The sequence below is a fragment of the Nakamurella leprariae genome (assembly GCF_016918035.1).
GTDB lineage: Bacteria > Actinomycetota > Actinomycetes > Mycobacteriales > Nakamurellaceae > Nakamurella > Nakamurella leprariae.
The window spans coordinates 112,932-124,895 of record NZ_JAERWK010000020.1; the positions used below are offsets into that span (position 1 = coordinate 112,932).

The 11,964-nt window shown below is 72.7% G+C and carries 9 protein-coding genes; 6 read left to right on the forward strand and 3 right to left on the reverse strand.

What is annotated here, in order from left to right; genetic code table 11:
- Nucleotides 1–55 precede the first annotated feature (55 nt).
- Nucleotides 56–1,888 (forward strand): AMP-dependent synthetase/ligase, encoded by a 1,833-nt coding sequence (locus tag JL106_RS15455; protein WP_205261625.1) that lies wholly within the window; start codon nucleotides 56–58, stop codon nucleotides 1,886–1,888.
- 58 nt (nucleotides 1,889–1,946) lie between these two features.
- Here JL106_RS15455 and JL106_RS15460 read toward each other — a convergent pair whose 3' ends face one another.
- Nucleotides 1,947–3,248, reverse strand: a complete 1,302-nt coding sequence (locus tag JL106_RS15460; RefSeq protein ID WP_205261626.1) for a L,D-transpeptidase — start codon at nucleotides 3,246–3,248, stop codon at nucleotides 1,947–1,949.
- Between the two features lie 300 nt (nucleotides 3,249–3,548).
- Here JL106_RS15460 and JL106_RS15465 point away from each other — a divergent pair, with 300 nt between their 5' ends.
- From JL106_RS15465 to JL106_RS15485, 5 genes are all read left to right on the forward strand, one after another.
- Nucleotides 3,549–4,340 carry a DUF998 domain-containing protein gene (locus tag JL106_RS15465; protein ID WP_205261627.1) on the forward strand — a complete coding sequence of 264 codons (792 nt, stop codon included), beginning with the start codon at nucleotides 3,549–3,551 and terminating at the stop codon, nucleotides 4,338–4,340.
- 81 nt (nucleotides 4,341–4,421) lie between these two features.
- Entirely contained in the window at nucleotides 4,422–5,252 is an 831-nt protein-coding gene (locus tag JL106_RS15470) for a serine hydrolase domain-containing protein (protein WP_205261628.1), read from the forward strand.
- 88 nt (nucleotides 5,253–5,340) lie between these two features.
- Entirely contained in the window at nucleotides 5,341–6,738 is a 1,398-nt protein-coding gene (locus tag JL106_RS15475) for an MFS transporter (RefSeq protein WP_205261629.1), read from the forward strand.
- A gap of 123 nt (nucleotides 6,739–6,861) precedes the next feature.
- Nucleotides 6,862–7,974, forward strand: a complete 1,113-nt coding sequence (locus JL106_RS15480) for an LLM class flavin-dependent oxidoreductase (RefSeq protein WP_205261630.1) — start codon at nucleotides 6,862–6,864, stop codon at nucleotides 7,972–7,974.
- An 88-nt stretch (nucleotides 7,975–8,062) separates the two neighbouring features.
- Nucleotides 8,063–9,346 carry an amidohydrolase family protein gene (locus JL106_RS15485; protein WP_205261631.1) on the forward strand — a complete coding sequence of 428 codons (1,284 nt, stop codon included), beginning with the start codon at nucleotides 8,063–8,065 and terminating at the stop codon, nucleotides 9,344–9,346.
- A gap of 97 nt (nucleotides 9,347–9,443) precedes the next feature.
- Here JL106_RS15485 and JL106_RS15490 read toward each other — a convergent pair whose 3' ends face one another.
- A complete protein-coding gene (locus JL106_RS15490) occupies nucleotides 9,444–10,868 on the reverse strand; it encodes an amidase (protein ID WP_205261632.1) in 1,425 nt (474 codons plus the stop codon).
- On the reverse strand, nucleotides 10,865–11,956 hold the full coding sequence (locus JL106_RS15495) for a pyridoxal phosphate-dependent aminotransferase (protein ID WP_205261633.1): 1,092 nt from the start codon (nucleotides 11,954–11,956) through the stop codon (nucleotides 10,865–10,867). Before JL106_RS15495 ends, JL106_RS15490 begins: the two co-directional genes overlap by 4 nt.
- Between the last annotated feature and the right edge of the window lie 8 nt (nucleotides 11,957–11,964).

Genomic DNA, 11,964 nt, shown 5'->3' on the forward strand with positions numbered 1-11,964 from the left:
CTCCGCGACGGCGCCCCGCCGATCGCGCGTCCGCGACGGCAGGCAGGGAGAGTGCATGACCTCGTCGATCTCGCCGCTCGGTCCGTCCGACCGTTCCCGGTCGTTCGCCCACATGTTGCGGGAGCGGGTGGCCGCCAGCCCGGACCGGGAGGCGTTCCGGCACCGGGTGGGTGACCGGTGGGAGTCGCTGACCTGGCAGCAGACGTGGGACCGGGTGGAGCAGCTGGCCGCCGGCCTGGTCGACCTGGGCGTGGCGGCGCAGGAGCGGGTGGCCATCGCCAGCGGCACCCGGATCGAGTGGGTGCTGGCCGACTTCGCGGTGATGTGCGCCGGCGCCGCCACCACCACGGTGTATCCGTCGACCACTCCGCAGGAGGTCGCGCACATCCTGGGCGACTCCGGCTCGGTGCTGCTGTTCGCCGAGGACCACGCCCAGCTGGCCAAGCTCGACCGCGACGCCCTGCCCGAGCTGCGGCACCTCGCCGTCTTCGACGACGGCCCCGGGGCGGGCAGCGTGACCGGTGACGTGCTCAGCCTGGACGCGTTGGCCGAGCGCGGCCGGGCGCTGCTGACCCGCGAACCGGAGACGGTGAAGCGGCGCATCGACGAGCTGGAGCCGGAGCGGCTGGCCACGCTGATCTACACCTCCGGCACCACCGGCACCCCCAAGGGCGTCCGCCTGGTCCACGACAACTGGACGTACGAGGCGGCGGCGATCGAGCCGCTGGACCTCATCCGCCCGGACGACCTGCACTACCTGTGGCTCCCGCTGTCCCACGTCTTCGGCAAGATGCTGCTGGCCATCCAGTTGCAGATCGGATTCGCCACCGCCGTCGACGGCGACCTCGACCGCATCGTGGCCAACCTGGCCGCGGTGCAGCCCACCTTCATGTGCGGCGCGCCGCGCATCTTCGAGAAGGTCCGGGCCCGCGCGACGATGACCGCGCACGGCGCCGGGGGGGCCAAGGCCAGGATCTTCGACTGGGGCTTCGGGGTCGGCGTCAAGGTCAGCCAGGCCCGCCAGTCCGGGACGCGAGTGGCGCCGTGGCTGGCCGCCCAGCACGCCATCGCCGACCGCCTGGTGTTCACCAAGATCCGGCACGTCCTCGGCGGCCGGATCCGCCGGCTGGTGTCCGGGTCGGCCAAGCTGTCCCGGGACGTGGCCGAGTGGTTCGACGCCGCCGGCCTGCCGATCCTGGAGGGCTACGGGCTGACCGAGACCAGCGCGGCGACGTTCGTGAACCTGCCCGGCGACAACCGCATCGGCACCGTCGGGCCGCCGGTGCCCGGCACCGAGGTGATCATCGCCTCGGACGGCGAGATCCTCGTCCGCGGACCGGGTGTCATGCGCGGGTACCACAACCGACCGGACGCCACCGACGATGTGCTGACCGCCGACGGCTGGTTCCACACCGGCGACATCGGCGAGCTGCGCGACGGCAACCTGGTCGTCACCGACCGCAAGAAGGACCTGATCAAGACCTCCGGCGGCAAGTACGTGGCGCCGCAGAAGATCGAGACGCTGTTCAAGGCGCACTCGCCGTACGTCTCGCAGGTGGTGGTGCACGGCGACGGCCGCAACTTCGTCTCGGCGCTCATCACCCTGGAGGCCGACGCGGTCGGCGCCTGGGCCACCGGGCAGGGGCTGCAGCTGCGCACGCCGGCCGAGCTGGCCGCCGCGCCCGAGGTCCGCGAGCTGCTCGACCACGACGTGCAGGCGGTCAACAGCAAGCTGGAACGCTGGGAGACGATCAAGCGGTACACGATCCTGCCGCACGACCTGACCGTCGAGGACGGCGAGCTCACCCCGTCGCTGAAGGTCCGGCGCAAGGCCGTGGAGAACCGCTACGCCGACCAGCTCGACGCGCTCTACGCCGACGTCGACTGAGGATCCGGCCGGACCGCCACGGTCGTCGGCGGTGGTCCGGCGGGGCTCACCGGGGCGCTCACTGCTGGTAGGCCTGCCAGGCGTCGAAGGGCAGCTGCCAGTCGCCCAGGCCGTCCCAGACCGGCAGGTCCGGGCCCTTGGTGTTCCGGATGATCACCGGGTCGCCGGGCAGGGCGTTGTCGTGGAACCACTTGGCGTTCTCGTCGGAGACGTTGATGCAGCCGTGCGAGACGTTCTCCACGCCCTGCTGCTCGACCGACCACGGCGCCGCGTGCACGAACTCGCCGGAGTCCGAGATCCGGGTGGCCCAGTCGACCTCGGTCCGGTACGCCCCGGTACCGGTGAGGCCCCAGGTGCTCGAGTCCATGATCTTCGACTCGTACTTGCTGGTCACCACGTGTACGCCGTTCATGGTCGGGTACTGGTCCCGGCCGAGGGACACCGGGAAGTCCTGCACCAGCACCCCGTCCACCACCACCTGCATGCGCTTGGTGGTGTCGTCGACGGTGCTGACCATGGACCGCCCGACCTGGAAGGAGCGCACCAGGTCGGCCTCGCCGTAGACGCCGTCGCCCAGGTGCACGCCGTAGGTCTTCACCGACACGGTGACCTGGGTGTTGGCCTGCCAGTAGTCGACCGGTCGCCAGCGCACCTCACGGTCGCTGACCCAGCGGAACCCGCCGGGCTGGGCCGGGGTGCTGCTCACGGTGATCGCGGCCTCCGCAGCAGCCCGGTCGCTGACCGGCTCGTCGAACTCGACCGTGATCGGCTGGGCCACGCCGACCACCCGGCCCTCGATGGGATAGACCGCGGCGCGTGTCTTCTCGCCGGGGCTGACCGTGGTGAACGAGGTGGTCGAGCTGGCCGGGACGCCGTCGGCGTTCACCGCGGTCGCGGTCACGGTGTAGGTGCGGCCGTAGCCGAGCTCGGGCACGGCGATCCATCCGGTGCGATCACCGCTCAGTTCGCCGACCAGTTCGATGGCCGTCCCGTCGCGACTGACCGTGACCTGCTCCAGGGTGCCACCGGTCACGGTGACCGTGATCGGTGCGGTCGGGCCGACGGCCTGCGCGTCCGGGCCTGGCGTCACCGCGACCGTGGCGGCCGGCGCCGGCGGTGGCGGCAACGGCGCGGCCGTCACCGACGTCGGGACGGCGGGCGTGGTCACCGCAGCGCTGGTGGTCGGACTCGACACCGCCGCAGTCGCCGCCACTGGGCTGACCTCGGGCAACCCAGGCGCGTCGGAGCAGGCCACCGCCACCGGCAGCAGTACCGCGGTGACGGCCGCGAGCAGGGCGGCCCGCCGGGCGCGCCGAGGGCGGTGGGCCGGACGCCCGGAACGGGCGGTGGTGACTGGCATGGTGTGCTCCCCGCGTGTGCAGCCGGTCCGCGGGCACTCCCCCACGGCCATCCCGGCCTCCGGATCCCCCGATCCGCGGCCAGTGTGCGGCAGCGATCCCCGGAGCGACGGCAACCCGCGCCGCGCGGCGGCGATCGGGAGCGAACCGTGTCAGAGCCGTGATCTTCCGACGCCCCGACCTGCACAGCGATCGCACAGCCGCCGGGGCGTGCGCGTGGACCGGATCTCCGTACCGTGGACGCTCCAGCCACTGCTTGCCCGGAGGCCGCCCGTGCTCAGCCCTGACCGATCGCCACGCCCGTGACGGCCGCCGCCCGCTCCGGTCCCGACGCCGTCCGGCCGGACCCCGGTGTGCTGGACCGGCCGGTCACCGCGGTGGCCGTACCGACCCGGCTGGCCCGCTGGTGTGCCGCGGCCGGGATCGGCGCCGTCCTGCTCACCCTGCTCGGCATGGCCTGGCTGCACCTGGCCGGGTCGACCGCGTCGATCTCCCCGATGCGCCGGACCATCAGCGAGTACGCGCTGACCGACGCGCGCTGGCTGTTCGACGCCTCGGTCGTGGTGCTGGCCCTCGGCGCGGTCACCGCGGTGGCCGCCCCGATCCTGCTGCGACTGGTCCCGGCGGTCAGCACCGGCACGGTGCTCAGCGCGCTCGGAGCCCTGGCGCTGCTCACCCTGGTCGTGTTCCCGAAGCACGACTGGGCCGTTGGTCCGAGCGCCGGCGGGACCGTGCACCGGATCGCCAGCGTGGTGGCCTTCCTGGCCCTGCCGACCGGCCTGCTGCTGCTCACCCGCCGCCGGTCCGACGGGTGGGCCCGGACCGCGTGGTGGTCGTGCGTCGCCGCCCTGCTGTGGTTCTCGCCGCTGGTCATCGCCGTGCTGCTGCGGCCGCTGACCGGCACGCCCTGGTACCGGGCCGTGCCGCTCGGGTTCGTGGAACGGGGACTGGCCGCGTTCCTGGTGCTGGCCGTGCTCGCCCTGGCCGTCTGGGGCTGGACGCGGGCGCGCCGTCCGCTCACCGTTCCGGAGCCGGCCACCGCCACCAACGGGATGCAGCTCGATCCGTCGATCCCCCGTTCGGTGCTGAGCTGATCCGAGTGAGCTGATCCGACTGAGCTGATCCGACTACGGTGAGCGGGCCCGACGCCCGAGCCGAACGGAGACCCTGGCCCGATGGATCTGCAGCAGCAGCTGGACCAGTGGCCGGTGGGTGCCGCCGCCATCGCCGTGATCGGGCCGGACGGTGTGCTCGAGGAGGCCCGGACCGGCGCCGCCACCGCGGACACCGTCTACCGCTGGGCCTCGGTCACCAAGGTCACCACCGCGCTCACCGTGCTGGACGCCGTGCTGGACGGCGCGATCTCGCTCGACGACCCGGCGGGTCCGCCCGGCGCCACGGTGCGGCACCTGCTCGCGCACGCGGCGGGTGTCCGGATGGAGGCCGCCGACGGCGACCGTCCGCTGGCCGCCCCCGGCACCCGCCGGATCTACTCCAACCACGGCATCGAACTGGCCGCCGAGCACCTGGCGGCCGCGACCGGCCGCCCGTTCGTCGACGAGCTGACCGACCGGGTGCTGGAGCCGCTCGGCATGACCGGCGCCGAGCTGGTCGGGTCCCCGGCCCACGGGTTGCGCAGCCCACTGGCCGATCTGGCCCGGCTGGGCCGCGAGCTGCTGCACTCCACCGAGCTGCTGCCCGGCGCGGTCGCCGCCGTGTCCACCCTGGCGTTCCCCGGCCTGGCCGGGGTGCTGCCGGGATTCGGCCGACAGGAGCACAACGACTGGGGTCTGGGCTGCGAGATCCGCAACGGCAAGTCGCCACACTGGACCGCGGCCGGCAATGCACCGAGCACCTTCGGCCACTTCGGCCAGTCCGGCAGCTTCCTGTGGGCCGACCCGGTCGCCGGCCTGGCCTGCGCCTCGCTCTGCGACACCCCGTTCGGCCCGTGGGCGGCGGAGTCCTGGCCCGCGACGGCCCAGCTGGTGCTGGACCGGTACCGCTGACCGACCGCTGACCCGGGCCGCGTCGGGGTACCGGCGCAGTGGTCCGGCGAACCGCAGCGCGCCACCTGATCACCCACCCGGAGGTCCCATGACGCCGTCCCCCGGCGCCGTCCCGTCCGATCAGTCCGGCTCGTCCCGCAGCCGCACCGAGCGGCTCGACGCGCTGCCGTTCACCCGCCAGCACGGGCGCCTGCTCGGCGGTTCGGGTATCGGCTGGGCCTTGGACGCGATGGACGTCGGCCTGCTGTCGTTCGTCATCGCCCAGTTGGCGGTCGTCTGGGGCACCCCGCAGTCGCAGCTGTCCTGGATCGCCTCGGCCGGCTTCATCGGCATGGCGCTGGGCGCCGGGATGGGCGGGCTGCTGGCCGATCGGCTGGGCCGGCGCCAGGTCTTCGCCATCACCCTGCTCGTCTACGGCGTGGCCACCGGCGCCTCCGCGCTGGCCTGGTCGGTGGGCGTGCTCATCGCGCTGCGCTTCGTGGTCGGGCTCGGCCTGGGCGCGGAACTGCCGGTGGCGTCCACCCTGGTCAGCGAGTACGCACCACCCCGGATCCGAGGCCGGGTCATCGTCATCCTGGAGGCGTTCTGGGCGGTCGGCTGGACGGCGGCCGCCCTGATCGGCACCTTCGTCGTCCGGGCCGGGGACGACGGCTGGCGCTGGGCGCTGGCCCTGGGCGCCGTCCCGGCGCTGTACTCGGTGTGGGTCCGCACCCGGTTGCCCGAGTCGGTGCGGTTCCTGGAATCCCGGGACCGGCACAGCGAAGCCGAGGCGGCGGTGCGCAGCTTCGAGCAGTCACCGCCGCTGCGCAGCCGGCTGTTCGCCACCAAGGGCAGCGCCACCGCACCGCCGGCCACCGTCCGGAGCCCGCAGACACCCGTCGCGCACCGGCCCGGTGGGGTCCGCACGCTGTGGACGCGCGGTTCCCGCCGCCGCACCGGCGCGCTCTGGCTGGTGTGGTTCTGCGTCAACTTCTCCTACTACGGCGCGTTCACGTGGCTGCCGACGCTGCTGGTCGCGGACGGGTTCTCACTGGTCCGCTCGTTCGAGTACACGCTGATCATCACGTTGGCGCAGCTGCCCGGGTACGCGGTCGCCGCGGTGCTCATCGAGGTGTGGGGTCGGCGGTCCACCCTGGCCACGTTCCTGCTCGGTTCGGCCCTGGCGGCGACCTTCTTCGCCGCGGCGGACACCACCGTGCTGGTGATCGCGGCCGGCATGCTGTTGTCCTTCTTCAACCTGGGCGCGTGGGGCGCGCTGTACGCGGTGACGCCGGAGATCTACCCGACGCACGCTCGCGGCACCGGGGCCGGCTGGGCCGCCGGCGTGGGCCGCATCGCGTCGGTGATCGCGCCCCTGGCCGTGCCGCCGCTGCGCGAACTGGGCGGCACCGGGCTGCTCTTCGGGCTCTTCGGGGCCGTGTTCCTGATCGCGGCGGCCGGGTCGCTGTTGCTGCCGGAACGGCGCGGTCAGGTGCTCGACGAGTAGCCGCACCGCGCCCGCAACACGGCGGAAATCCGGGCTTCACCCTCTTGCAATTCAGATATCAGATCCTAAATCCTGATCAGGTGCCCGTCCGGGCACCACCCGGCGATCAGAGGGTCGACGCGCATGCGCGACATCGAGTACGGCGTCTTCCTCCCGATCGGCAGCGGCGGCTGGATCCCGTCCACCAACGCCCCGGTACTGGACGGCTCGTACGCGGCGAACCGGACCGTGGTGCAGCTGGCCGAGCGGCTGGGCTTCCACTTCACCCTGTCCCAGGCGGTGTGGCGCGGCCACGGCGGCGCCACCCGCCACTTCGACGACAACCTGGAATCCCTCACCGCCGCAGCCGGATTCGGCGAGGCGACCGAGCGGATCGGGTTGTGGGGCACGGTCAACACCTCGATGCTGCACCCCGCGGTGGCGGCCAAGATCATCGCCACCTCCGACCAGATCTCCGGTGGGCGGTCCGGGCTCAACATCGTGGCCGGCGGCAACCGTGCCGCCGAGCGCCAGATGGGCATCGGGCTCGACCTGGACAACCCGGAGAAGTACCGGCGCGCGGCCGAGTGGGTCTCGGTGGTCAAGGCCCTGTGGACCGAGCCGTCCGTCGACTTCGACGGTGAGTTCTTCACCCTCCGGGACTGCCAGTCCGGCCCGAAGCCGGTGCAGGGTGTGCCCCGGATGATCTGCGCGGCCACCAGCGACGCCGGATTGCGGTTCGTGGCCGAGCATCTGGACGGCGTGATGTTCGAGGGCATCACCGACGATCGGGTCATCGAGGTCGGGCAGCGCACCCGGCGCATCGCCCACGAGCAGGGCGCCGAGCACCTGAAGAGCCTGTGCATCTTCATGGTCGTCCCGGGCGAGACCGACGCCGACGCCGCGCGCCGGGTGCAGCACTACAGCCAGGCCAAGGACACCGTGGCGCTGGCCAGCCTGGCCGCCGAGTTCGGCGCCGGCGCGATCCCGGTCGACGTGACGTCGAACAACGCCGACGCGGCCGCCTGGGCACAGACCATGGCCCTGAGCACCGGCACCCTGGCCGGCAGTCCCGAGACGCTCGCCGAGCGGCTGGCCGGCCTGGCCGACGCGGCCGACCTGGACTCGATGATCTTCATCATGCCCGACTTCGTCGACGACCTGCGGGTCCTCGGCGAGGAGGTGCTGCCGATCCTGGAGCGCAACGGATACGGCAGTCGGCTGCGCACGGCACTGCCCCCGCTGGCCCGGCTCTGACCCACCCGACCTCACAGCTCCACCCCCGACCCCGACCGGAAGGCGACCCATGGCCCGCACCGTGCTCAGCGGAGGGACCGTCCTGACGATGGATCCCGCCCGGCCGTTCCTGTCCGACGGCACCGTCGTCCTGGACGGCACCCGCATCGCCTGGGTCGGCGACACCGCCGACCACCTGGCTCAGGACGACGACCAGGTCGTCGACGCCGCACACCGTGTCGTCATCCCCGGCCTGGTGAATGCCCACTACCACGTCGATCTCGGCAAGGGCGCGGGCGAGTCGTCGAACGAGACGAAGCCCATGTGGGACCTGCTGTTCGACGACTGGTACCCGTTCCTGGGCCAGCTCACCGAGGAGGAGGCGTACTGGGCCACGATGGCCAGCTACGCCGAATCGGTGCGCAACGGCGTCACCACCGTGAACGACATGTACGTGCTCACCCCGGCCCGGGCCCGGGCCGCGAACGACCTCGGACTGCGCGCGGTGCTGTCCAGCGAGATCGCCACCCCGGAGACCGGCATCGACACCGTGGCCACCAACGTCGAGGCGTTCCACGCGGTGAACGGCGGGGCGAACGGTGACGGCCTGGCCCGGGTGTGGCTCGGCGTCGAGTGGCTGCCCTGCGCGACACCGGAGCTGCTCACGGAGGTGCGGGCCGCGGCCACCGAACTGGGCACCGGCATCCACATCCACCTCAACGAGTCGATGTCCGAGGTGGACGACGCGCTGAGCCGGTTCGGCAAGCGGCCCACCGAGTTGGCGTACGAGTTGGGCTTCCTCGGCCCCGACGTGGTCGCCGCGCACTGCGTGCACCTGTCCGACGCCGAGATCACGATGATGGCCGAGACCGGGACGCACATCTCGCACAACCCCGGCTCCAACGCCTACCTGGGCAACGGCATCGCCCGGATGAACGACTTCCGGGCCGCGGGCATCAACGTCGGCATGGGTACGGACGCCGGCTTCTGCTCCGACCTGTTCGAGATCATGCGGTGGGCCACCTACCTGCACCGGGCCACCTCCCGCGACGTGACGGCGCGCAAGAGCGCCGAAGCGCTGCGGATGGCCACCGTCGGCGGCTCCACCGCCCTGGGCCAGGACACCGGCGTCATCGCGGCCGGCAAGCTGGCCGATCTCACCCTGCTGGACGTCGACTCGGTGAAGTTCGCGATGATGGACCGCACCGACGCCGGCCTGGTCGAGGAGTTCGTGGTCAACCACGCCAACGGCTCCGACGTGGCCACCACCATCGTCAACGGCGAGATCGTCATGCGGGACCGGGTCCTCACCACGGTCGACGAGGCCGAGATCACCGAAGGCGTGGCCCGGTCCATCCGCGAGGCCAACCAGCGGTTCTTCGGCGGGCACTGAGCCGCGAGCACGACCGACCCGCGGACGACGAAGGGGCGGGCACCCGATCCGGGTGCCCGCCCCTGGCGTGTCCGCGCCCCGCCCGACCGGGCGCGGCTCACCGCCGCGGCGCCACCACCGACTCGTCCGTCGGGGCGAGCACCCGCTCCACCGCCGCACCGAAGGCCAGCACCGTCTCGTCACCCGAGAACGGGCCCACCACCTGCAGTCCCACCGGCAACCGGCCCGGTCCACGGCCGAACGGCACGGTCAGCGCCGGCTGCCCGGTGACGTTGAACGGGTAGGTGTACGGCGTCCAGGTGATCCAGGGCAGCTTGGCGCCGGACTCCCCGCCCACCGGCACCTCCCGGTCGGCCTCGAAGGCGACCAGTGGCATCGTCGGCATGAGCAGCAGGTCGACCCGGTCGAACACGGCGAACAGCGCCGCGTTGAACGCCCGGCGCGCCTGGAGCACGTCCAGGAAGTCGGGCAGCGAGTACTCCTGGGCCAGCGGCAGCAGCCGGGCCAGCCCGGGGTCCATCACATCACCCTGCGCCCGGATCAGATCGGCGAACCCGTGCCCGCGCCCGGTGACCCACAGCCCCTCGAAGATCTCCCGCGGCACGGCCGGATCCAGGTCCAGATCGACGAACTCGGCGATGCCGCTGCGCCGCACCGCCTCCACCGCCGGTGCGGTGCGCGCGGCCACCTCGGCCGACGGGGCGATGCCGAACGGGGCCGCCACCACGCCGACCCGCAGCGGCCGGCCGGTCACCGCCGGGTCGGGCCGGACGAACGCGGACTGCGGATCTCGTGCGTCCGGACCGCGGGTCAGCGCCAGCACCGCCTGCGCGTCGGCCACGGTCCGGGTGAGCGGTCCGGCGTGCGAGAGGCTCTCGTTCACCGTCCCCGGCCACACCGGGATGGCACTGAGGGTGGGCTTGAGGCCCACCGTGCCGCAGAACGCCGCCGGGATGCGGACCGATCCGCCGGCGTCCGAGCCGGTGGCGATGGGCACCGCCCCGGAGCCCACGGTCGCGCCGGACCCGGCGCTGGACCCGCCGCTGTTCCGGCTCGGGTCCCACGGGTTGCGAGTGATGCCGGTCAACGGAGAGATGCCGGTGCCCTTCCAGCCGAACTCCGGCGTGGTGGTCCGGCCGATGACCACGGTGCCCGCGTCGACCAACCGCTGCACGAACGGGCTGGCGGTCCGCGCCGGCTCGGCCGACGTGGTCCGGGAGCCCTTCAACGCGGGCTCCCCGACCAGGTACATGTTGTCCTTGCTGGCGATCGGTACCCCGTGCAGCGGGCTGCGCAGCCGGCCCTCGGCCGCCTCGCGTTCCAGCCCGGCCGCCTCGGCCAGCGCGGCGTCCTCGCGGAACCCGACGTAGGCGTTGATCGCCGGTTCCGCCTCCCGGGCCAGGTCCAGCGCCAGCCGGGCCAGTTGCACCGGCGACCACTCGCCCCGCGCCACCCCCGCACCCAGCTCCACGCCGCTGAGCACCCGGTAGGCGTCCGGGGTCAGCTCGGCGTACCGGCTCACACCGTCACCCGGGTGCGTTCGGCCAGCGACGTCCAGGCCGCGGCGAACCGTTCCACCCACGCCGGCGGCACCGAGGTCGACACCTTCACGAACCGCTCGCCGAAGTGCGGCGACTGGTAGGTGCCCGGCCGGATGAACACGTCGGCGGCCAGCAGGGCGTCGCAGACGGTCTCGGAGTGCAATCCGGTCGCGGTGACGTCCACGGCCAGGAAGTTGCCGTGCGAGGGCGACACGACCACCTCACCGAACCCGGTGTCCGCGACCACCTGCTCGACCCGTTCGATGTTGGCCCGGTTCACCCGGCGCACCTGCTCCAGCCACGGCCCGCGCACCTTGAGCCCGGCGATGGCCGCCCGCTGCCCGACGATGCCGGCCCCCAGCGGATTGGCCGGCACCGCGGTGAGCGCCGAAAGCAGTTGGGGCTCCGCGATCACCGCGCCCAGCCGCAGCCCGGCCAGGCCCAGCCACTTGGAGAAGCTGTACGTGGTGAAGGTGCCCTCCGGGTACAGCTCGGCGACCAGGCTGTGCCCGGTCGCGAAGTGCCGGTAGGTGCAGTCGTGCACGATCAGCGACTGCGTCTCGCGGGCCAGCGCGACGATCGCCTCGAGCTCGGCCCGGGCGTACCGACTGCCCAGCGGATTCAGCGGGTCGATCAGGTAGATGAGCGATCGCGGCTCGATGACCTCGGCGACCTGAGCGGCGGTCAGCGTGCGGGTCGGGGTGTCGTAGACGTCCAGCGCCGACAGCGGCACCCCGGTACGACCCAGGAAACGCCCCGGCCACGGCCAGCCCGGGTCGGTGGTGATGACCCGCGAGATCGTCGGGGCCAGCGTCATGCACAGGTGGTAGAGGCCGGCGACGGCGCCGTCGGTGATCCAGACCTGGACCTCGGGCAGGCCGATGTCCTCGCCCACCAGCCGGCGCAGTTCCTCGAAGCCGGCCGGTGGGGCGTAGACCTGGAAGTCGCGGTCCCGCACCGACTGCTCCAGCGCCTGCACCACCTCCGCGGGCGGATCGAGGTGCGTGGTGTTCTGCCCCATCCAGACCAGGTCCGGGCGGGCGAGCAGATCTTCGAACGAAGCAGCCATGATGTCCT